The sequence below is a fragment of the Promicromonospora sp. NPDC050262 genome, assembly GCF_040655935.1.
Lineage (GTDB): Bacteria > Actinomycetota > Actinomycetes > Actinomycetales > Cellulomonadaceae > Promicromonospora.
This window is the reverse complement of record NZ_JBFAKX010000036.1, coordinates 1-21,551: the sequence shown is the minus strand read 5'-3', so window position 1 is coordinate 21,551 and position 21,551 is coordinate 1. Positions and strand designations below refer to the sequence as shown.

Sequence of the window (21,551 nt, the reverse complement as noted above, 5' to 3'; positions counted from 1 at the left end):
ATGTCACGGTGATGTTCTCGTCCACGTCCCTCGCCGCCCCCGCCAGGAGCCGGTGCGCCGTGCCGGCGGCCTCGCCCGCCCCTTCCGGGTCGAGCAGGTCACCCGGGTGACCTGAGGGTCTGACACGTCAGGGCTCCGGGTGCCGCGCGTCGTACCGCCAGAACCGCGGCGTCAGGCGGACGATCACCCAGAGCAGCACCACGCAGGTGAGCCCGCCGGCCACGGCCGCCCAGCCCTCGCCGAACCAGGTCGCCTCGGCGCCGAGCACCATCTCCCCGAGACGCGGGCCCCCGGCCACCACCACGATGAACACACCCTGTAGCCGCCCGCGCATGTGGTCCGGGGTGGCGGTCTGCAGGATGCTCTGCCGGAACACGGACGAGATGCTGTCCGATCCGCCGGCGAACGCCAGCGCGATCCCGGCCGCCACCACGGCCCAGACGATCGTCCCGTCGGGTGACCCGCGGCCCACCAGCACCAGCACCAGCCCGAACGCGGCGATCGACAGACCCCACGCCGTGATGGCCCAGACGATGATCTGCCCCTGCTTGCGCAGGCGCGTCAGCCCGCCGGAGAACACGCTCGCCAGGATGCCGCCGACGGCGAAGGCCGCGGCGAGCACACCCGTCGTCGTCTCGCCGCCGCCCAGGTAGATGACGCCGGCGGCGGGCCACAGCACCCGCGGGAACGACAGCACCATGGCGCAGATGTCGACGAGGAACGTGGTGCGCACGTTGGGCTGGGTGGCGAGGTAGCGCAGGCCGTCCAGCACGGACCGCAGCCCGACGGCGCCCACCCGGCTGCGGCCGTTCCCGCTCCCGCCCTCGCCCACGCCCTCCGGCAGCACCGGCGGCAGCCGGAACACGGCCCAGAGCGCCGCCAGGAACAGCACCATGTCCAGCGTGTACGCCCAGGCGTAGCCGAGCTGTGCCACGAGCAGCGCGCCGATCAGCGGCCCGCCGGTCAGCGCGACGTTCATCGAGAGCGACGCCAGCGCGTTGGCCGCGGGCATGAGCTCCTTGGGCAGCAGCCGCGGGATGATCGCCGAGCGGGCGGGGTTGTTGATCGCGAACGCCGCGCTCTGCACCGCGACCAGGCCGTACAGCAGCTCCACGGACTCCAGGCCGAGCCAGGCCTGCGCGGCGATGCCCGCCACGACGAGCCACAGCACGGCCGAGGACACGAGCGACACCTTGCGCCGGTCGTAGTGATCCACCAGCGCCCCGCCGTACAGGCCCAGTGCCACCAGCGGGACGAGCGAGAACAGGCCCAGCACGCCCACGGCGAGGGTGGACCCGGTCAGGGCATAGACCTGCAGGCCCACCGCGACGATGGTCACCTGCGTGCCGATGTTCGAGATCGACAGGCCGAACCAGAGGCGCCGGTAGTCCGGCGACACCTTCAGGGGCGTGGTGTCGGCGAGCAGATGGCGCATGGTGCACCGATCGTATGCCCGGGCAACGCGGTCGGGTGGCGCTGTCCCCTATGACATACGCCGCACCCGCCGGGCCCGCACACGACCCCGGACATGACAGAGCGGGCGCCCAGGTCACCCCCCGATGCCCTGAGCTCCCGCTCTGTTCTGTCCGGTCCGTGGGCCGGGGCGCCCCCCAGCGGCGCCCCGACCTCACGAACCTCCCCGACCCGGACTGAGCCGGTCCTGCGTCACGAGCCCCTTGACAAGCTCATCGGCGGAACCGCATCCGGGCCGTTGTCGCCCGTCGCTCCGTGGTCACACCACGTAGCGACGGCGACGCATACGGAGCACCACGATGCCCAGCCCCAGAAGGAGCGAGACCAGCGCGAGCTGCCCCGTGATCATGGGGCCCGTCTGGGCAAGGGTTTCGCCGGGAACGTCCACCGGCACCACCTGCCCGTCGAGCCCGGTCGACGTGCCGATGAGGTAGCCCGCACCGGGGCCGCCCGACAGGATCGCCCCGCCGTTGGTCGTCGGCACGACGACCGCCTTGTCACCCCAGCTGATGTCGACGCCGGCCTGCTCTGCGTCGACGTCCTGGACCCGGTCGCCGGACGGCGCGGCGTCGGCCGCGTCGGCGTCGGCCGCGTCGGCGGATCCGGGCGCGGCCTGGCCGGGCGCACCGAAGGCGCCAGGAGCCGCGGTGCCGGACCGGTCACCAGTGGGGTGTGCGATCCCGGGGACGTGCGCCCCGGGAAGTTCTGTCTCGTGGCCGGGCCGCGAACCACCGGTCCCGAGCGTGTCGCGGCCGGGACCACCGGTCGCGGGCTCGCCGGGTCCGGGCTCGCCGGCACCCGGTTCGACGACGTCGGGGTCACCCGCGTCGGGGTCGAGGATGCCGGGATCGAGGATGCCCGGTCCGTCGGTGCCGGGATCGGTGCCCGGCTGATCCGTACCCGGCCCGTTCGGCTGGTCCGTGCCCGGCGTGCCAGGTTCGTCCGTACCGGGTTCTCCGGCACCAGGCGCCTCCGTGCCGGGTTCGTCGGTTCCTGGTTCGTCGGTACCAGGCTCGCCGGCACCAGGCTCGCCGCCGGGCACCTCGGTCTCGACAGGCAGGAGACCCTCCAGGAGCCCGTCGACCAGGCCGTCCTCACCGAGCGTCCCGTCGAGGACCTCCTCGACGACGCCGGAGATGTCGGTGTGCACGACGGACTCGGCGGCGTCGCCGGCCGGAGCGAGCTCCGTCGCGTCATCAGCCGGAGTGACCGCCGCATCGCCCTCCGCCGTGTCGCCCGCCAACCCCTCGGGCGCAGCAGCAGGCGAGGCAGCACCCTCGATCGTCTCGGGGGCTCCCTGAGCAGGATCCGGCAGACCGTCGCCCGCGGCGTAAGCCGAGGCGGCGCCGACGACCACGAGGCCGCCTGTCACGAGTGCCGTGTACAGCGCCCGTCGAAAGTTCTTGTGCATGGGTCTCTCCTTGCCTGGCGTGGAGCCGACGACACATACGCCGTCGGGTGGTGCCGCACACGCGTGCGCGGACCAGCCAGGTCAGGCAGGAGAGACAGGGATGTCCGTGTAGCTGCTCGCCAGCTTGGCGCGCGACTCGTCGGTCGACACACGCCAGGAGCGCGCCCGGAAGACCAGCAGGGCGGAGAGCACCGCGAGGGCGTCGCCGCCCGGCACCTTGAGCTGCGGCGCGCCGCCGCCCAGGGCGCCACCGGCGCTCCCGGCGGACGCCGCGGTGCCCACACCGCCGGCGGCGAGCGGGAGGCCCGCACCGAGCAGGCCCGGACCGCCCGTCTCCACGACGCCCGCCGTCACGACGCTCAGCGCGTCGACGGTGTCGACGGCGGCCGCAGGGGCGGCTGCACGCATCAGGTCGAGCATCGCGTGCTGGACCCCGGCCGAGGTCCAGACCACGACACCCGCGGCGTCACCGGAGGTCTGCAGCGCCCCCGGGTACGTCGGCTCTGTGGGGTCGTCGACCCGCTGGGTCGGGACCACCGTCGTCGGTTCGCCCGTGGCCGGCTCGGCCGGCAGCACGCCGGGCGCCGAGGGAACGAGCGGCTCCACGACCGGGTCCAGCGGCTCGACGACCGGGGCGAGCACCTCGCCGACGGGGGCGACAGCCTCGCCGACCGGCGTCAGCACGGGCGCCAGGGCGTCCGTGACCGGGGCGGTCACCGGCGTGAGCGCCCCCGTGATCGGGGCGGTCACGCCGCCCACGACGTCGGTCACCGGGGCCAGCACGTCGACCACGGGGGGCAGGAGGCCGCCCGTCACGGGGGCCAGCGGCTCGGTCACGGCGCCGAGCACCGGAGCGAGCGGCGAGACGACCTGCCCGACGACGCCCGTCACCGGAGCCAGCACCTCGCCGACCGGGGCGGTCACCGGGGTCAGGACGTTGCCGACCTGCTCCGTGACGGGCTTGAGGACCGGGTCGGAGACCTGCTCGACGACCTCGGCGACCTGCGCGACGGGCTTCTCGGTGACGCCGGTGAGGATCTGCCCCACGGGCTCCGTCACCGCCGTCCGGACCGGCGTCGTCACCGGCTCCAGCACGCCTCCGGAGACCGCCGCGACGACGTCGTCGACGGCCTGTGCGACAGGCTCCGCCGGCTTCTGCGCCGACGACGTCCCAGCGGGCGACGGCTTCGCGGCCGACGACGACGCGGGCTCTGCGGAGGCCGGCTCGGGTGTGGCGGTCCCCGTGGTCCCGGCGGAGCCGGGAGCGAGTGCGGCGGCAGGAGCGGCAGCGGGCTCGGCCGGCTTCGCGGCGGGCGCGGAGGCCTCCGGCGCAGGCGCAGCAGGAGAAGCCGCAGGCGCGGGAGTCGCGGACCCCGGAGCATCCGGCTTCGTCGCCGCCCCGGTGCCGCCCGTCGCGGCCTGGTCGATCGTCGTGACCGCGCCGAGCACCTCGGTGGTCTTCACGACGGTCTGGACCGTCGCCTCCACCGTGTCGCCGAGCACCGAGCCGAGCGACGGGCGCTCGGCAGCGCTCGAGGGGGCCGCGAGGCCGACGCCGAGCGCGAGGCCCGCGGCGCCGAGCGCGAGGCTGCCGACGGCACGCACGACGACGCGACGGAGGTGGTCCCCCGTGCTCGTCAGCGCGTCCTTCGACATCGGTCTCCCGCTCTCCGGCCCGAGGCGGGCCGCTCAGCAGTCATGCATACACATTTAATCTGCGGGGCGTTCCGAGGTTCGGCAACTACAAACCTGCGGTTTGCGGATCGAGAATATTGTGCATGGGTACCGGCGTATGTCGGAAGAGGTGCGATATCCCGGTTATTTCAGGGCATCGAGCGCTATCGGCAGGGCACTGGAGCAGAGCGGGTGAACTCTCGTGGATCACCCGACGGTGGCCCCGAACACCAGCCCCAGGAGGTAGGTGGCAGCGGCCGCGCCGAGCCCGATCGCGATCTGGCGCAGCGCCCGGGTGAGCGGGGAGGTACCCGACAGCAGGCCCACGACGGCGCCCGTCACCAGCAGCGCGATCCCCACCAGCGCGGTCGCGACGACGACCGCCGCCAGCCCGTCGAGTCCGAACAGGTAGGGCAGCACCGGGACCACCGCACCCGACGCGAAGAACAGGAACGACGACACCGCCGCGCCCCAGGCGGTCCCGTGCGTCTCCAGGTCGTCGACGTCGGCGGCGGGGCCGTTCTCCGCGGCGGGCTCCAGGAGCAGCCCGCCCGACGAGGGCGCCACGGCGAGCCGCGCGAGCACGGCGTCGGCACGCGCCGTCGCCTCCTCGCTGGCCATGCCCCGCGCCCGGTACACGAGCGCGAGCTCGTTCGCGTCGACGTCGAGGTGCGGCAGCGCGTCGTCGGCCGTGGGCGACGGCGACGACGCCTCGAGCAGCTCCCGCTGCGAGCGCACCGACACGAACTCGCCGGCGCCCATCGAGAGCGCACCCGCGAGGAGGCCCGCGAGCCCGGTGAGCAGCACCGTGCTCGTCGCGACGCCGGAGGCCCCGATGCCGAGCACGAGCGCGAGGTTCGACACCAGACCGTCGTTCGCGCCGAAGACCGCGGCGCGGAACGTGCCCGACAGCCGGTTGCGGCCGCGGGTGGCCAGCGCCCGCACCACCTCCTCGTGGATCTGCTCGTCGGCCGCCATGGTCTCGGTGGCGTCCGCGTCGTGCGCGTACGAGGACCGGGCCTCGGCCCGCTGGGCGAGCGCCAGCACGAAGACGCCGCCGAACCGGCGGGCCAGGAAGCCGAGGCCGCGGGTCCGCAGGTCGCCGCGCACGGGCGCACCGACGTCGGAACCGAGGAGGTCGAGCCAGTGCGACTCGTGCCGCTTCTCCGCCCGCGCGAGCGCGAGCAGGATCTCGCGCTCCTCGCCCGTGCGCCGGCCCGCCAGGTCGCGGTAGACCGCGGCCTCGGCCCGCTCGTCGGCGAGCAGCCGGCGCCACCGCCGGATGTCGGCGCGGGTCCTGGGGCGCGAGGGATGCAGCCCCTGCGCGCGCTGCTCGGGCGTGGGTGTGCCGCCGGACGAGCGTCGGGCGGGGTCGGAGGGTACGTGAGGCACACCGCCATCATGCCCGTGGATCGCCGGTCGTGGGTTTCGTAGGCCCTTGGCCTCGGTTTCGCCGCGCCGAACTCTCGAACGCCGTCCAGCCCCGGCCAGGCGTCCGGATTCTCGGGCAGAAGGATGCACAATGGACGCCGTGATCATCGTCAGCACGCACGGGTCGGCCGCGCCGGGCGGCGCGATCGGATGGGCGTGGATCAACCACGCGGGCGGGCAGTTCGACTCGGGCGGCGCGGCCCAGGGCAACGATCAGGTCGCCGCACTCTCAGCTCTGCTCCGCGCCATCGACGCGCACCCCGGCAGCGAGCCGCTGCTCGTGGAGTCCGGCTCGCAGTACGCCGTGCGGTCCGTGTCGGAGTGGTCCGAGGGGTGGAAGCGCAACGGCTGGCGCTCCCCCGCGGGCGAGCCCGTGCCGAACGTCGGCCTGGTGCAGGACATCGACCGCGCCGTCACCGAGCGCACCGGTCCCGTGCGGTTCCACTGGGTACGTGGTCACGTGGGCAACCCGTACAACGAGCGGGTCGACCAGCTCGCCGGGTTCGCCGCGGAGGAGTGGGCCGCGGGACGCGGCGGCGTCGGCGAGATGCTGGTGCCCGACGCCGGGATGATCCCCGACGCGGAGCTGCGGGACGGCAGCCTCACCGTCGAGGCCCGCGAGAGCACGGCGCCCGTGACGCGGCCGACGCCGGTCGTGACCGGCGCCGGCGCGGGCCGCACCTGGCAGTCGGACACCCTCTTCTAGCGAGAACGAGAACGGCTGCCCAGCCAGCACGCCCGGAAAGTTGCTGGTTCCGGGCGCGACGGCTGGGCAGCCGCGTCGAGCGAGGGCTACAGGCCGACGAGCAGGAGCTCCTCCGGGGTCCGCGCCGCCGCGGCGACCCTGGTGTCGTCGACCGTGCGGACGGCGTCGTCCCCGGTGCCCGCCTCGTCGGCGGGCTCGTCGGCCACCTCGCGGACGAACAGCGGGACCGGCTTGGCCGTGCGGGCGCTGAACTCGAGCCGGTCGGCCACCGCACGGGCGTGCTGCGCCATGTCGTGCGCGATGGTGACGCTCTGGCCGAGGTACGCGCTCGGGTCGATCAGGCGGCAGATCTCGTCGCGGTCGAAGTAGGCGCTGACGGTCGCGTTCCGCACCAGCAGGTCGAGGAACTGCACGTCGCCCACGGCCGACTCCTGGGCCACCTCGTAGACGACCTCGTGCGCCTTCTGCCGGCCGATGCGCTCGCCCAGCTCCATCATGAGCGACTCCGAGCCGATGAGGCCCTCGCTCAGCGCCAGGTTGGCGCGCATCCGCTGCTCGTCGAGCTCCAGGCCGTCGAGGATCACGTCCAGGCGGGTCAGGATGTCACCGGCCAGGACGGTGGCACGCGAGACCGTCGACTCCAGGAGGTCGGTCATGCCGCCGTTCGCCTCGTGGTCGTGCTGCATCGACTCGAGCGCGGGCGCCGCGAGGGCGCGCAGCTGGGCGCTCATCGACAGGAGGTCGAGGGCGAGCTGCGGGTTGCGCTTGTGCGGCATGGTCGAGCTGCCGACGGTGCCCTCCGGGATGGGCTCGAACGCCTCGCCGAACTCCGGCTGCATCATCGAGTAGATGTCCTTGCCGATCTTGCCGGCCGTGCCGGCGACCTGGCCCAGGACGAGCACGAGCTCGACGATGCCGTCGTTGATCGCGCGCGACGGCACGGGCATGGTGCCGAGCCCGAGGTGGTTGGCGACCCGGCGCTCGACCTCGCGGCCCGCGGGCCCGAACGACGCGAACGTGCCGACGGCGCCGCCCATGAGCACCCGGAAGAGCCGGTCCTCGAGGCGCTCGAGCCGGTCGGTGTGCGCCGTGAGCTCGTCGATCCAGACCGCGACCTTGAAGCCGAACGTCACGGGCACCGCGTGCTGGCTGTGCGTGCGGCCCGCCATCGGCACCGCCGCGGACGCGTCCGCCTGCTTGGACATGCCCCGCAGCACCTTGGCGAGCAGGTCCTTGACCGCCCGGTGCGCGTCGCGCAGCACGAGCACGTCCGCCGTCTGGGTGATGTTCTGCGTGGTGGCGCCCCAGTGCACCCAGCCGCCGTACTGGCGCCCGACCACGCGGGCGAACTCCTCGATGAGCGGCATCAGGGGGTGGCTGGCGGACGCCGTCTCGGCCGCCACGCGGTCGAGGTCCAGCTTCTCGATCTGCGCGGCCCGGGCGATCGTCTCGCCGGCCGGCTCCGGAATCAGGCCGATCTCGGCCTCTGCGAGCGCGAGCGCGGCCTCGACGTCGAGGCGCGCCTGGAATCGGTTCTCGACGCTGAAGAGGTGCGCGATCCCGGCGTCGGGAACGCGTCCGTCCGTGAAGTGTCGAATCGATTCGCCATTCATCCCTGGTAACCCCACTCAGTTCTTGTGTCGTACGTGACTGGACGTGCTCTGCTGGGCCCGTACCCCGTCTCGGGGTCAGGCCGCCGGCGAGTTCCCTGTTCCACGTCGTACCGGTCGCCGCAGGACCTAGCCTGCCCGCTCACCGTGCCGAACTCGCTGTGCTTCATGCGCCTGCATCGACTCGCCGTACCGCCTTGCTCTACCGAATTGTGGGAGAGGATGCGCGCACCAGGCTAGCGGAAGTGTTTCCAGAATGTAACGGGAGTGAGGTCCGTCACATGAATTTCCGGTGACATCTGGCCCCGGACCAGGCCTTCCGCGGAGCGTGGGTGAACTTTGGCGCGTCTCGCATCGCGGAACGGCGCCGACCGGACCTCGGCCGCCCGGGCAACGCAGAGGGCCCGGCCGCGTGCGCCACGACGTGGCGTGCGGCCGGGCCCTCCGTCGCGGGCACCAGCTCTCGGCTCGAACGCTCCGCGGTCAGCCCGCGGCGGCGTCGTCGGCCGGCGTCTCGCGTTCGTCGTGTTGCGACCCGTACGTGTCGGTCACGCTCCGGTGCATGAGCGTGGTCCGGCGAGGGTTGGCGATGGAGTGGTACTGGGCGTCGTCGGCGTCCGTCATGGGTCCTCCTCCGGTGCAGGCTTACGGCTCCGCTGCACGTGGTTCACCCGCTGGTCTGCGGATCAACCATCCTCGTTGATACCGAGTCGCGCGTCGACTGAAGAGGCTGTGACGTCGGCCTCACCGCGCCGTCAGATCCGCACCCGGTACGTCGTAGGGAAGAGCTGGAACCGCCCCGCCACCAGGCCCCACAGCCCGCGCGGCGCGAGGAGCACGACGGCCACCGCGACCCCGCCGAGCACCACGAGGTACCAGGTGCCGAGCGGCGCGAGGGCCTGCTGCAGCGCCCAGTAGAGGACGGCCCCTACGAGCGGCCCCTCGATGGTCCCGATGCCACCGACCACGACGATGAAGATCATCGCGGCCGTCCAGTTCACGGAGTAGATCGACCCCGGGGTGACGCCCAGCGTGCTCAGCGCGATCAGCGCACCCGCGAGCGCGGCGCCGGCCGATCCCGCGACGTAGACGATGCGGCGGCCCCGGTCCACGGCCACGCCCAGGCTGCTCGCCGCGACGCGGTCGTCGCGGATCGCCGTGAGCCCGAGTCCCACGCGGGACCGCATGAGCAGGTAGGTCCCGAGCACGACGGCGACCATGAGCGCCAGCGCGAACCAGTAGACGAAGGCCACGCGGTCGACCCGGTCGGTGCCCCGGAAGGCGCTCAGGGACAGCCCGCTGCCGCCGCCGAAGCCGCCGATCTGCATCGTGACCAGGCGGAACACCTCGGCCACCACCCAGGTGCCGATCGCGAAGTACCCGCCGGCGAGGCGGAACACCAGGTAGCTCGTCGGCAGGGCGAGCACGGCGCCCACGAGGCCGGCCGCGAGGACGGCGGCCCACGGCGGGGCGCCGACCGCGTCGGCGAGCTGGATCAGGGCGTACCCGCCGACGCCGACGTACGCCTGCTGGCCCACGCTCACCATGCCGCCGTACCCGGCGAGCAGGTTCCAGGTGGTACCGAGTATCACGAGCGCGAAGAGCATGACCAGGCTGGACAGCGCGCCGAGCGTCACGACGTACGGGACGACGGCGGCGAGGAGCACCACGACGAGCACGAGCACCCCGCCCCCGACGACGGACCCACGACCGCCCCGCGTCACCGTCGGGGTCGCCGGAGGCGCAGCCGGGGCGGCGGCGTCGGCGGCGGTGTTCGGAGCGCTCATGCCGGCACGCTCCTCGGCAGCAGGCCGCCGGGCCGGACCACCAGCACGGCGAGGAAGACGAGGTGCCCGGCGAGCACCCCGGACTGCGGGTCGATCTGCGCGCCGATCGTCTGGGCCAGGCCCAGCACGATGCCGCCCAGGAGCGTGCCCCACAGCGACCCGAGCCCGCCGATGATCACGGCCTCGAACGCGAACAGCAGCACGAGGTCGCCGTAGCCCGGCGAGAACTGCGTGCTCATGCCGACGAACACGCCCGCGAGCGCCAGCGTGGCGAACGCCAGGGCGGTCGCCACGGCGTACGTGTGCCTCGGGTCGACGCCGTACATCGCGGCGGCGCCGGCGTCGTCGGCGACGGCACGCATGGCGCGCCCCGTGGCCGTGCGGGCCAGGAAGACCTGGACCGCCGCGATGACCGCGGCGGCCACGACCAGCGTGATCAGGGGCAGCAGCCCCACCGAGAGCGGGCCGAGCGGCACGCCCGCCGAGGCGAGGTCACCCGTGGGGATCTTGCGGGTGTCCGCGCTGAACACCTCCTGGAGCAGGCTGGTCAGGGCGACGGCGACGCCGAACGACACCAGCAGCGGCGCGAGCTCGCCCGCACCCCGCGAGCCCTGGCGGGCGGAGTCCGACCCCCGCACCTGCGCGAGGGCCGGGTTGAACAGGCCGCGCTGCACCGCGTACCCGAGCGCCGCGAACACCGGCACCACCACGACGACCGCGAGCCACAGGGGCAGGCCCTGCTGCACCAGCACGAGCGACAGGTAGGCGGCGAGCACCGCGAGCACGCCGTGCGCCAGGTTGACGATGCGCATCACGCCGAAGATCAGCGACAGGCCGCAGGCCAGCAGGGCGTACTGCCCGCCGAGCAGCACACCCTGCACGCCGGCGTTGAGCCAGTCCATCAGGCCTCCGTGGGTCTCGGGGCGGGGGCGGGGGTCGGGGCGGCGGCGATGCCGAAGTAGGCGTCCGCCACGGCCTCGCGGTCCAGCCCCGCGGCCGGGGCCTCCAGCACGGTGCGCCCGCCCAGGAGGCACTGGACGCGGTCGGCCACGCGCAGCGCCTGGTCCAGGTCCTGCTCGACGACGAGCGCGGTGGTGCCCTCCGCGGTGATGCGGCGGACGGCGTCGTAGATCCGGGTGACGACGGAGGGCGCGAGCCCGAGCGACACCTCGTCCAGCAGCAGCACGCGCGGGTTGGTCAGGAGGGCCCGGCCGATCGCCACCGCCTGCTGCTGCCCGCCCGACAGCACGCCGCCTCGTCGGTCCCGGATCTCGGCGACGTGCGGGAACACGTCGTACACGGCGCGCAGGTCCCACGGCCCGGGCCGCCCGGGGTAGCGGCCCATGAGCAGGTTCTCCTCGACGGTGAGCGACGGGAACAGGCGCCGCCCCTCCGGCACGAGCGCGATGCCGCGCCGCACCCGCCGGTGCGCGGGCACCCGGGTGACCGGGTCGCCGTCGAGCAGCACGGTGCCTGCCGTGGGCAGGTGGGTGCCCGCGAGCGCCGCGAGCAGCGTGGACTTGCCGGCGCCGTTGGCGCCGAGCACCGCGAGGGTCTCGCCCTCGGCGAGGGTCAGCCCGACGCCGTCGACGGCGAGCAGGTCGCCGTACCGGACCTCCAGGCCGGCCGCCTCCAGGACGCTCATGCCGGCTCCCCCGGGACGGAGTCAGGCACGGAGTCGACCGTGGAGCCCAGGTACACCTCGACCACCTGCGGGCTGCGGATCACCTCGTGCGGGTCGCCCTGCGCGATCACCTCGCCGGCGGCGAGGCACAGCAGCCGGTCCACGACGTCGAGCAGCGCGTGCAGCACGTGCTCGATCCAGACCACCGCCACACCGTCGTCCCGCAGGCGGCGGACCAGGCCCACGACCTGCGGCAGCTCGCGGTCCGTGAGGCCGCCCGCGATCTCGTCGAGCAGGAGCAGGCGTGGCCCGGTCGCGAGGGCCCGCGCGACCTCCAGCCGCTTGCGGTCCAGCAGGCGCAGGCTGCCCGACGGCGTGTTGGCCGCCCCGGTCAGGTCCGTCACCGCGAGCGCGTGCCAGGCCCGGTCCCGGGCGCCCTCGGCCGGGCCCGCGCCGTCGGCGCGACCGCCAGGTGCGCCACCGCCGCCGGGCCGCCTCCCGGCGAACGAGGCCCCGACCAGCACGTTCTCGAACACGGTGAGTCCGCCGAAGGGACGCGGCACCTGGTACGAGCGCGCGACGCCCCGGTCGGCGCGGGCGGCCGCGCCGAGCCGGGTGACGTCCTGCCCGTCCAGCGTCACGGTCCCGGCGTCGGCCCGCAGGGTGCCCGCGACGACGTCGAGCAGCGTGGTCTTGCCCGCGCCGTTCGGGCCGACGAGGCCCAGGGCCTCGCCGGCGGACAGCTCGAACGAGACGTCGCGGGCCGTGACCACCCGGCCGAAGCGCTTGGCGACGCCGGTCACCCGCAGCAGGGGTTCCGTCACCGGAGCGGCTCGACCTCGCCGCCCGTCGGGATCTCCGGGGCCAGCGTGTTGGAGACCACCACGAGCTCGTAGGGGTTCTGGCCCTCGTCCGCGCCGTCGTCCAGGCGCCACTGGCCGCCGACCAGCGGGGTCTTGGCCACGTAGGGCGGCACGCTGTCGTCGACGCCCCAGGCGATGTCGCCCACCACGGTGGAGACCTCCAGCGTGGACAGGGCCTCGGTGATCGCCTCCGGCTCGGTGGAGCCGGCCTCCTGGACGGCCGCGACCGTGATCTCGAACAGGGCCTCGGCGAAGCCGAGGGGCTGCGTCCACTGCTTGCCCGTGTCCGTCTCGTACTGGTCGGCGAGCTCCTGCGCGGTCTGCCCGGTCAGCGACGAGGTGAACGGCGCCGTGGGGTGCCACCACACCTCGGAGGTGAGGCCGTCGCCCGCGTTGCCCAGCGCCTCGACCGACGACGGGAACAGCAGGGCCTTGCCGATCGTCGCGACCTTGGGCCGGTAGCCCTGCTGGCCGGCCTGCTGCCAGAACGTGGTGAAGTCCGGCGGGATCGGCACGCCGACCAGGATGTCGTGGCCCTCGAACGCGGAGAGCTGCGCGGAGAAGTCCTGGGTGCCGTTCGGGTAGAGGCCCGGGTCGTCGATCGTGACGCCGGTGTCCTTCGTGAGGGCCGGGAAGTTGGCGCTCCACGCCTGCCCGTCCGGGTCGTTCGGGAACAGGCCGGCCGCCTTCTGGTTGGTGTCCACCTGGCTCCAGATGTCCGCGTACACCGCGGAGACGTCCTCCAGGCCCCAGAACGCGTGGTAGCTGTACTTCAGGTCGGCGGGCTCGTCGCCCTCCCTGATCGCGAACGGCTGCCAGGGCGCGACCGTCGAGATGCACGGGACCGAGTTGGCCTCGCACTGCTCCGAGACAGGGTTGGTGATGTCCGGCGTGGACGACGTGAGCACCAGGTCCACGCCGTCGCTGTTGATCAGCTCGGCCGCCACCTCGCCCGCGCGGGCGGAGTCCGACTGCGAGTCCTTCACGATGATCTCGACGGTCTGCTCGGCGCCGTCGACGGTCACCGGGTTGTCCGCGAACCACTTCTCCATGGACTCGATCACGTAGGTGTTGGCCTCACCGAACGGCGCCGACGAGCCCGTCTCGGTCGAGACGAAGCCGATCTTCAGGACGTCGTCGTCCCCGCCACCCCCGACCGTGCCGCCGCCCACGTCGCCGCAGCCCGTCAGGGCGCCCGCCAGGGCTGCCGTCGACGCGCAGACCACCAGCGCCCGCGCGTTCAGGGACCGTCCGTTGCCAACCATCGTCGTACTCCAAGTCTGTCGTCGAGCCTCTGGCTGTCAGACCCACAGGTCACCGGGGTGACCTGTGGGTCTGACACGGGGAGTGCGGCTTGCCGGTAGTGCTTGGTGCAGGTTCGGGTGGTGCTGGTGGTTCGGTGTTCGGGTGGGTCAGTCGGCCGGGGCGAGGACGACGTCGAAGCGGGTGCGGGCCCAGGTGCCCTCGACCGCCCGGCCGTCGGGCGTCGGCGTGCCCGCGGGCAGCTCCTCGAAGTCCATGACGAGCGAGTCCTTGACGCCGAACACCGAGTCCGACGCGAGGAGCTCGTCGCCGCGCACGAAGATGTGCGTCACGAGCGTGCGCAGCCCGGGCGCCGTCACCATGAAGTGCAGGTGCGCGGCGCGCATCGGCGAGCGCCCCGTCGCCGCGAGCAGCGCGCCGACCGGTCCGTCGTGCGGGATCGGGTACGGCGTGGGCGTGACGCCCCAGAAGCGGTACCCGCCGTCGTCGGCCGAGAAGAGGTGCGCTCTGCCGGAGGTGCGCTCGTCGCCGTACTGGACGTCGTAGAAGCCGTCCTCGTCCGCCTCCCACACCTCGATCCGCGCGCCCGGGACCGGCTTGCCGGACGTGTCGGTGACCGTGCCCTCCACCCAGCAGGGCTGCCCGGTCGCGCCGCCTGCGATGTCGCCGCCGTCCTCGATGCGCGGCGCGTCGTCCACGAAGAACGGGCCGAAGACCGTGGCCTCCGTCGCGTTCTCGTACGCCGCGTTGTTGATGGCGATGGTCTGCATGGAGGCGCCCAGCACGTCGGACAGCAGGATGAACTCCTGCCGCTTGTCGTCCGTGATGTGCCCGGCGGCGGTGAGGAACTCGATGCCCCGGTTCCACTCGTCCTCGGTGAGCCGCACCTCGCGCAGGAACGCGTGCAGGTGCCGGGTCAGGGACTGCATGACGGTCGCGAGCCGTGCGTCGCCGGCGCCCGCGAAGGACGCCGCCACCCGGTCGGTGAGCTCCTGCTCGCGGGCGGCCTGCTCGGCCCCGGCGCGCTCGGCGGACCCGCCCGGCTCAGCCATCGTGCTCGACCCGTCCGAGGACCGACCGCAGCGCGTCGCCCAGCGCCCCCGCCGGGTCGTCGGCCAGGGTCTGGGCGCGCCAGGCCACGTGCGCGTCCGGGCGGACCAGGATCGCGCCCGACTCCTCGACGCCGCGCATCTTCGCCCAGTCGTAGTAGGTGTCGATGACCTCGCGCCCCGGCCCGATGACGACCGCCTCCAGCGGCACGCCGAGCTCGTCCGCGACCTTCGCGGCGGCGTCGGCCCAGGCCTCGCCGGCGATGCCGGTAACGAGCGTGAACTGCCCGTACGGGACCAGGTCGTGCGTCGAGCGCTTGTGCCCGTCGACGTCGGCCACCCACACGTGCGGGAACCGCGCGCCCGGGACGGTGGACTGCTTGTAGTAGAGCTCGGGGTCGCGCTCGTCCACAGGCTGGGGAGAACCGTCGGGGACGATCGCCGCCGACGCGTAGAACTGGCCCATGTCCACGCCGTGCGCGTTGAACTCGTAGTGCTTGAGGTCCATCGCCTCCACGAGCGCCGCGCGCTTGGCCGCGCCGGCCGGCGTGTTCGCCTTGCGCTCGTCGATCGCGGCCTGCATCGCCTCCGGCGTCTCGGCGTCCAGGACCCCGAGCACCTCCATGAAGCGGAACTCGCCGCCCGACTTGTTGGCGCGCAGCACGATCTGCTCGGCGACCGGCGCGCGCTCGGCCGAGTAGGTCTCCAGCAGCGACGGCGCCGCCTGCCCGTTGAGCACGGCCGCGATCTTCCAGGCCAGGTTGTACGAGTCCTGGACCGACGTGTTGGAGCCGAGGCCGTTGCTCGGCGGGTGCCGGTGCACGGCGTCGCCCGCACAGAAGACGCGGCCCTGCTGGAGGTGCGTCGCGTACATCTGGTTGTTGCCCCACAGCGAGTAGCCCGTGATCTCGACGTCCAGGTCCTCGACGCCCACGAGCTGGCGCACGATCTCGGTCGCCGCCGCGTCGTCGAGCTGCGGCGGCTCGCCGGCGATGTCGTAGCCCCAGACGATGAGCCACTCGTTCCACGGCCGGACCATGCGGACCAGGCCGGCGCCGATGCCGCCGACGTCGGAGCCGGGCTGCAGCACCCAGTACAGGACGGACGGGCGGTGGCCCACGAGGTGCGTGAGGTCGGCCTTGAACGTGATGTTCATGGAGCCGGCGATGTCCATCGCCCCCTCCATGGGCAGGCCGATGTCCGCGGCCACCTGGGAGCGGGCGCCGTCGCCGCCGATCAGGTACTTCGACCGGATCGTGTACTCGGTGCCGGTGACCCGGTCGAGCACGCGGGTGCTCACGCCGTCGGCGTCCTGCGTGTGGCCCAGGTACTCCGTGGAGAACCGCGACTGGGTGCCCCGCTGGGTCGCGTTCTTCACCAGGATCGGCTCGAGGTAGGTCTGCGGGATGTCGACCGTGAGCGACGGCGAGGCCAGCCGCGCGTCCGCCTCGCGGGCGGGGTGGGTCTCCCAGGTCAGGATGCGGCCGATCTCCTCGCCCGCGATCGTCGTGCAGAACACGGTGTCGCCCACCAGCTCGTGCGGCGTCGCGTCCGCGAGCACCTGGTCCTCGATGCCCAGGTCGCGGAAGATCTCCATGGTCCGCTGGTTGGTGATGTGCGCGCGGGGCGTGTTCGCGGTCCAGCGGTACTTGGTGATCATGATGTTGCCGATCCCCAGGCTGGACAGGAAGAGCGCCGCGGACGCCCCCGCCGGGCCGGACCCCACGACCAGCACGTCGGTCTCGACCACCGTGCCGTGTCCCTCCGGGGTCGTGCCGGCGGCGGTGCTGGGCAGTGCGGTCTCGGTCTGACCGTCGTCGAACTCAGGCATGCGCACAGGGTGCCGTGCGCTCCGACCTGGGAAAAGGGTCGGCCATGAAAGTCGGCGGAAATCATCAAGACGGGGTGTGGGCGACTCTGCGCCGTGCACGGCCCGACGGCGGCGTCGGCGTCGGCGGGTGCGTGCTCAGCGCCGCACGGCGAGCGCGTACCTGCGGGCCTCGGACGGCGACATGCCCGACTGCTCCCGGAAGACGCGCGAGAACTGCGCGGCCGACGAGAACCCACAACGCAGGCCGATCGCCTCGACGGTCTGCTCCGCGTACGACGGCATGCGCAGCATCCGGCTCGCCATCTCCACGCGCCGGCGGGCGACCAGGCGCGGCACGCTCGTGCCGTGCTCGGCGAGCACCCGCGAGAGCTGTCGCTCGCTCAGGCCGATCGCGTCGGCGATCCGGCGGGCCGACATGGTCGGGTCGCGCAGCCACCGGCGCACGTACCGCTCGGCCGCGGCGAAGTGCGCGCCCGCGGCCTGCGCCCCGGATCCCACCGGCCGGACCAGCACCGCCGTGACGAGGTCGAGCACGGCGACCTCGTCGGCCGCGCCGTCGCCGTCCGGACCCACCGCGCGGGCGACCAGCTCGGCGAGGGCCGCGGCGTGGGCGTTGCCGCCCGACGGGGAGGGCGCGCCGAACTCGATCACCTGGGCGGTGCGCGGCATGGTGCCGCCCGCGGCGCGGAACACGTCGTACGGCACCTTGACCGCCAGCTCCTCCAGCCCCTGGGAGAAACCGCGCAGGAACGGCCGGTCGGCGTCGCACACCAGGAGCTGGCCGGGTCGCAGCATCCGCACACCGTCGTCGTGGTAGAAGAAGGCCTCGCCCCTCAGCGTGAAGTAGAGGGCCACGGACTCGGTCGGTCGGGTGCGGACCGTGCGTGCCGTGCGCTCCACGGCGTGCGGGTTGGCCTCGACGTGCGCCAGGTGCAGCCGGTCGAGCTGGAGGTTCGCCTCGGACGCCTCGAGCGCCGAGTCGTCCTCGAACATGCGGCACTGCAACGCCACGAGGGCGTCGGCGTTGTGCTCCTCCCAGAGCTCGATCCGGCGCGCCGCGGGCAGGCCTCGCGTGGAGAAGCGGTCGACGGCGCCGCGCGACGCCGGTGTGGCACGACTCACGAGCCCCACAGTAGGTGCAGCACCCGGCGCGCACCAGGACCCGCCGCGCTCGACCGGCGTGTTGCCCGTGGCGTGTTCGCCCAGGTCAGAGCCGCTGGCGGCGACCAGGGGTGCGCTCGGCCGCCGGACGCAGGATGCTCGTCCCATGTCCGACGAGACGTTGCCGCCCCCGCCCACCGCGGCGCGGCCCCCCGCCCTGCGGCCCACGCGCGACCCGCAGCTCGTGCTGCTCCGGCACGGCCAGACCGAGTGGAGCGCGAGCGGCCGGCACACCGGCCGCACCGACCTGCCGCTCACGGCGGCCGGCGAGACGCAGGCCCGGTCCGCGGGCGCGACCCTGGCCGCCTACGAGTTCGCGGCCGTCTTCACGTCCCCGCGGACCCGGGCACGGCGGACGGCGGAGCTCGCGGGCCACCCCGGCGCCGTCGTCGACGAGGACCTCGCCGAGTGGGACTACGGGCCGGTGGACGGCCGCACCTCGCGCGACGTCTCGGAGATCCTGGGGCGCGAGTTCCAGATCTTCGAGGACGGCGTCCAGGTGCTGCCGCCGTCCGACGAGCACGGCGAGGGCCGGCCGGGCGAGACGCTGGACCAGGTCGCCGTGCGCGCCGCGCGGGTCATCGCCCGGGCGGAGCAGGTGCTGGCCGGGGCGGGGACGGGAGCCGGCGGCGACGTGCTGCTCGTGGCGCACGGCCACCTGCTGCGCGTGCTCGCCACCGTGTGGCTCGGCGTCGACCCGCGGCTCGGGGCCCGGTTCGAGCTCGGCACCGCGGCCGTGTGCCTGCTGGGGTACGGGCACAGCCTGCGCACGATCGAGGGATGGAACCTGGCCGCACAGTAGATCCAGTTGGCGCAGTAAGGCAGTATTCGCGGCATGAGGGAAGAGCACCTCGCCGAGGGCGAGACCATCGTGTTGCAGCTCCGCACTCACCCGAAGAAGATCGTCAAGCCGATCCTGCTGCTCCTGGTGCTGGTCGTGATCCTGATCGCCGTCTGGGTGCTGCCGCTGCCGATCGACCCGATCGTGCTGTGGTTCGCGACGGCGATCCTCGTGGTGCTCGGCCTGGTCGCCTCCGCGGGGCCGTTCCTGCGCTGGCGCACCACGCGCTACATCATCACCAACCAGCGGGTCGCGCTGCGCACCGGCATCCTGACGCAGACCGGCCGGGACATCCCGCTCTACCGGATCAACAACGTCACGTTCGAGAAGCAGCTCAGCGACCGGATCTTCGGCTGCGGCACCCTCGTGATCTCCGACGGCACGGACCAGCCGGGCATGGTGCTCGACGACGTGCCCGACGTCGAGCAGGTGCAGCGCACCCTCCAGGACCTGGTCCGCCAGGGCAAGCTCCTCAGCGACGACTGACCGGACCCTCCGCGCGCGGTCACACCTGTGCGGGGTCGATGATCTCGGCCAGGTCCGCGCCCGCGCGGAGCAGCGCGACCGTGCGGGTGGCGATCTGGTCGAGGCGCCGGTCCAGGATCCGGCGGGACTCTGCGGTCCCCTCGCCGCCGCCGTCGCCGGCACCCGGGAGGCGGCGCAGGCTCACGACGACGTCGCGCACGGCCGGGATGCCGTACCCGCTGGAGCGCAGCGCGGCCACGACGCGCGCCTCCCGGATCACGGCCGGCCCGTACTGCCGGGCCCGCAGGGTCGTCACACGCTCCGGGACCGCCAGTCCCTCCTGCTCCCAGAACCGGAGCGTGGACGTGCGCACCCCGAGCGCGGCGGCGAGCTGGGTGATGGTCATGACATCCGCGTCGACGTGCGCGGTACCGGCGTCGGGCCCGTCCTCCTCGCCCTCGAGGGCCGCGAGCGCCGCCTGCGCCCGCAGCGCCTCGTCGCGGTCGGCGGCGAGCCGGACGTGCACGGCGCCGATCGCGGCCGCGGCGTCGGCGAGCGTGCCGGTGCGAGCCTCGGCGAGCAGACGCCGCGCGACCACCGGCCCGGCGGCGCTCGCCAGCCCCCGGTACGCCCGCAGCGCGCGGACGTGCACCGGCCCGTACGAGCGGTCGCCGTTGGCCGAGCGCGCGGCCGGCGGGAGCACGCCCAGCCGCTCCAGGTCGCGGACCTGCTGCACGGACCAGCCGGACTCCCGCGCGACGTCGGCGGTACGGAGCGGCCGCGGTTCCTCGGGTGTCATGCGCTCAACCCCACAGAAGCACTTGAAGGTGATGCTTGAACCATGGACCTTCAGCAGAGTACCGGCCCGACCGCCGAGCAGATCATCGACGCCGTCCGCGAGCTCGACGGCGCCCTCGTCGTCGCGCCGGCGGTCGGCGACGCCACCGTTCCCGAGCTGGCCTGGGGCGACGCGTTCTTCTACTACGCCCCTGACGGCCAGATGCCCCGGAACGTCCAGCCGTACGGGACGATCGTCACCAAGAACTACCCGGACGACACCAGCTCCGACCTCGACCCCGCGGGACGCTGGCGGGTGAACGTCCACGTCGGTCGTGCGCGGCTGGCCGAGCTCGTCGGAGCCGCCGCGCCGGAGCCGGGCGAGCCGGCGCCAGGACCGGCCACCGCCGACGTCGTCCAGCCGCACCCGGTGTACGGGACGGCCGGCTGGGTGTCCGTCGTCAACCCCGAACCCGCGACCGGAGCACTGGTGCTCACCCTTCTGCGCGACGCGCACGACGCCGCACGCGCCCGATTCGAGCGCCGTCGCTGACGTCCGGGGCCGAGCCCGCGGGAAGGGCCGGGGGAACGCCTGCACCGCCGGGTGGGTGACGGAGAGGTAGCAGTGCTACGTCAGCGTTACCCACCCGGCCGTGTACGCCTTCCGCCGGAGGGCCGGTCGAGACAGGCGGGCCGAGCGTGGCCGGTCAGTCGACGACGGCGCGGGCCGCGGCCTGCTCGCTGCGGCGGTGCATGTCGACGCTGAGCCGGATCTCGCCCGCGGCGTGCGCGTTGAGCAGCCGCTGCGCGAGCTCCTCCAGGGTCTCGGGTTCGGCAGCGGCGGCCGCGTCCGCTCCGGCTCCGGCCGCCGCGCGCGCCAGCCCGTACTGCGCGCCGAACCAGTCCGCGACGGTCACCCCGTGCAGGGGATGGTGCACGACGTCGACGGTGTCGCCCGCGCCGAGGTCGCCGTTCTCGATCACGCGCAGGTAGGCGCCCGTGCGGTTGGCCTGGGTGAACCGGCGCACCCAGCGCTGCTCGCCGAGGCGCCGTCCGAAGGTCTGGCAGGGCGTGCGCGGCTGCGTGACCTCCAGCAGCGCCGAGCCGACCTGCCACCGCTCGCCGATCACCGCACCGTTCACGTCGAGGCCGCTGACGCGCAGGTTCTCGCCGAAGAGCCCGGGCGTGACCTCCCGGCCCAGCTCGTCGGACCAGTGGTCGGCGTCCTCCTGGGCGTAGGCATAGACCGCCTGGTCGAGGCCGCCGTGGTTGGCGCGGTCGGCCTGCACGTCCGCGTAGAGGCCGTAGGGCCGCACCTTGACCCGCCCCTCGACGGGACGCTTGTCGATCGCCGTGACCCCCACAGGGCCGGGGTCTGGATGCAGGACGTACACGCGACAGACCGCGAGGAGCTCAGCCATGCGGTCATTTTCTCATCCGCACGGCACCCCTCCCAGGTGTCGGACCCACAGGTCACCCGGGTGACCTGTGGCCTCGCGGAGAACCAGGTGCGCCGCCTCGACGAGAGCATCCCGGTCGAGTGGTTCACCTGGCCGGAGGAACCGCCCGCGGCGACCTGAGCCGT

General features: G+C 73.5%; 21 protein-coding genes. 5 read left to right on the top strand and 16 right to left on the bottom strand.

All coding sequences use genetic code 11. From position 1 onward, the window contains the following. Positions 1-127: 127 nt before the first annotated feature. From AB0I29_RS27260 to AB0I29_RS27245, 4 genes are all read right to left on the bottom strand, one after another. Entirely contained in the window at positions 128-1,435 is a 1,308-nt protein-coding gene (locus tag AB0I29_RS27260) for an MFS transporter (protein WP_357487378.1), read from the bottom strand. 297 nt (positions 1,436-1,732) lie between these two features. After that, positions 1,733-2,884, bottom strand: a complete 1,152-nt coding sequence (locus AB0I29_RS27255) for a hypothetical protein (protein ID WP_357487376.1) — start codon at positions 2,882-2,884, stop codon at positions 1,733-1,735. An 81-nt stretch (positions 2,885-2,965) separates the two neighbouring features. Continuing rightward, complete coding sequence (locus AB0I29_RS27250) at positions 2,966-4,540, bottom strand: hypothetical protein (RefSeq protein ID WP_357487374.1); 1,575 nt, start codon at positions 4,538-4,540, stop codon at positions 2,966-2,968. 225 nt (positions 4,541-4,765) lie between these two features. Continuing rightward, complete coding sequence (locus AB0I29_RS27245) at positions 4,766-5,875, bottom strand: VIT1/CCC1 family protein (protein ID WP_285100646.1); 1,110 nt, start codon at positions 5,873-5,875, stop codon at positions 4,766-4,768. 205 nt (positions 5,876-6,080) lie between these two features. On the opposite strand from AB0I29_RS27245, the gene AB0I29_RS27240 reads away from it, so the two are divergent. Continuing rightward, positions 6,081-6,695: a ribonuclease H gene (locus AB0I29_RS27240; protein WP_285100432.1), complete on the top strand. Its 615-nt coding sequence runs from the start codon at positions 6,081-6,083 to the stop codon at positions 6,693-6,695. An 86-nt stretch (positions 6,696-6,781) separates the two neighbouring features. Here AB0I29_RS27240 and AB0I29_RS27235 read toward each other — a convergent pair whose 3' ends face one another. From AB0I29_RS27235 to AB0I29_RS27190, 10 genes are all read right to left on the bottom strand, one after another. Beyond that, on the bottom strand, positions 6,782-8,308 hold the full coding sequence (locus AB0I29_RS27235) for an adenylosuccinate lyase family protein (RefSeq protein WP_357487372.1): 1,527 nt from the start codon (positions 8,306-8,308) through the stop codon (positions 6,782-6,784). Between the two features lie 480 nt (positions 8,309-8,788). Next, on the bottom strand, positions 8,789-8,929 hold the full coding sequence (locus AB0I29_RS27230; protein ID WP_285100434.1) for a hypothetical protein: 141 nt from the start codon (positions 8,927-8,929) through the stop codon (positions 8,789-8,791). Between the two features lie 131 nt (positions 8,930-9,060). Then, a complete protein-coding gene (locus AB0I29_RS27225) occupies positions 9,061-10,092 on the bottom strand; it encodes a branched-chain amino acid ABC transporter permease (RefSeq protein WP_357487369.1) in 1,032 nt (343 codons plus the stop codon). Continuing rightward, positions 10,089-10,994 (bottom strand): branched-chain amino acid ABC transporter permease, encoded by a 906-nt coding sequence (locus tag AB0I29_RS27220; protein WP_357487367.1) that lies wholly within the window; start codon positions 10,992-10,994, stop codon positions 10,089-10,091. The genes AB0I29_RS27225 and AB0I29_RS27220 overlap by 4 nt, the downstream gene beginning before the upstream one ends. After that, the gene (locus tag AB0I29_RS27215; RefSeq protein ID WP_357487365.1) at positions 10,994-11,737 is read right to left on the bottom strand and encodes an ABC transporter ATP-binding protein; all 744 of its coding nucleotides are present in this window, start codon (positions 11,735-11,737) and stop codon (positions 10,994-10,996) included. The genes AB0I29_RS27220 and AB0I29_RS27215 overlap by 1 nt, the downstream gene beginning before the upstream one ends. Further along, positions 11,734-12,540 carry an ABC transporter ATP-binding protein gene (locus tag AB0I29_RS27210; protein WP_357487363.1) on the bottom strand — a complete coding sequence of 269 codons (807 nt, stop codon included), beginning with the start codon at positions 12,538-12,540 and terminating at the stop codon, positions 11,734-11,736. Before AB0I29_RS27210 ends, AB0I29_RS27215 begins: the two co-directional genes overlap by 4 nt. Beyond that, complete coding sequence (locus AB0I29_RS27205) at positions 12,537-13,844, bottom strand: ABC transporter substrate-binding protein (RefSeq protein ID WP_357487361.1); 1,308 nt, start codon at positions 13,842-13,844, stop codon at positions 12,537-12,539. The genes AB0I29_RS27210 and AB0I29_RS27205 overlap by 4 nt, the downstream gene beginning before the upstream one ends. Before the next feature lie 147 nt (positions 13,845-13,991). Further along, on the bottom strand, positions 13,992-14,894 hold the full coding sequence (locus tag AB0I29_RS27200; protein ID WP_357487359.1) for an intradiol ring-cleavage dioxygenase: 903 nt from the start codon (positions 14,892-14,894) through the stop codon (positions 13,992-13,994). Further along, positions 14,887-16,722: an FAD-dependent monooxygenase gene (locus tag AB0I29_RS27195; RefSeq protein WP_357487357.1), complete on the bottom strand. Its 1,836-nt coding sequence runs from the start codon at positions 16,720-16,722 to the stop codon at positions 14,887-14,889. The genes AB0I29_RS27200 and AB0I29_RS27195 overlap by 8 nt, the downstream gene beginning before the upstream one ends. Positions 16,723-16,857: 135 nt before the next feature. Continuing rightward, a complete protein-coding gene (locus AB0I29_RS27190) occupies positions 16,858-17,844 on the bottom strand; it encodes a helix-turn-helix domain-containing protein (protein WP_357487355.1) in 987 nt (328 codons plus the stop codon). A gap of 145 nt (positions 17,845-17,989) precedes the next feature. Here AB0I29_RS27190 and AB0I29_RS27185 point away from each other — a divergent pair, with 145 nt between their 5' ends. Both AB0I29_RS27185 and AB0I29_RS27180 read left to right on the top strand, forming a co-directional pair. Continuing rightward, positions 17,990-18,685, top strand: a complete 696-nt coding sequence (locus AB0I29_RS27185; protein ID WP_357487353.1) for a histidine phosphatase family protein — start codon at positions 17,990-17,992, stop codon at positions 18,683-18,685. Positions 18,686-18,718: 33 nt separating this feature from the next. After that, positions 18,719-19,210 carry a PH domain-containing protein gene (locus AB0I29_RS27180; RefSeq protein WP_285100444.1) on the top strand — a complete coding sequence of 164 codons (492 nt, stop codon included), beginning with the start codon at positions 18,719-18,721 and terminating at the stop codon, positions 19,208-19,210. 19 nt (positions 19,211-19,229) lie between these two features. Here AB0I29_RS27180 and AB0I29_RS27175 read toward each other — a convergent pair whose 3' ends face one another. Beyond that, on the bottom strand, positions 19,230-19,988 hold the full coding sequence (locus AB0I29_RS27175) for a MerR family transcriptional regulator (RefSeq protein WP_357487351.1): 759 nt from the start codon (positions 19,986-19,988) through the stop codon (positions 19,230-19,232). Positions 19,989-20,030: 42 nt separating this feature from the next. Between AB0I29_RS27175 and AB0I29_RS27170 the strand changes: the two genes are divergently transcribed. Then, complete coding sequence (locus AB0I29_RS27170; protein WP_357487349.1) at positions 20,031-20,519, top strand: DUF6194 family protein; 489 nt, start codon at positions 20,031-20,033, stop codon at positions 20,517-20,519. A gap of 154 nt (positions 20,520-20,673) precedes the next feature. Here the strand turns inward: AB0I29_RS27170 and AB0I29_RS27165 are convergent, their stop codons facing one another. Beyond that, positions 20,674-21,387, bottom strand: a complete 714-nt coding sequence (locus AB0I29_RS27165) for an MOSC domain-containing protein (protein ID WP_357487347.1) — start codon at positions 21,385-21,387, stop codon at positions 20,674-20,676. Between the two features lie 36 nt (positions 21,388-21,423). Between AB0I29_RS27165 and AB0I29_RS27160 the strand changes: the two genes are divergently transcribed. Next, entirely contained in the window at positions 21,424-21,546 is a 123-nt protein-coding gene (locus AB0I29_RS27160; RefSeq protein WP_357487345.1) for a hypothetical protein, read from the top strand. Positions 21,547-21,551: the final 5 nt, after the last annotated feature.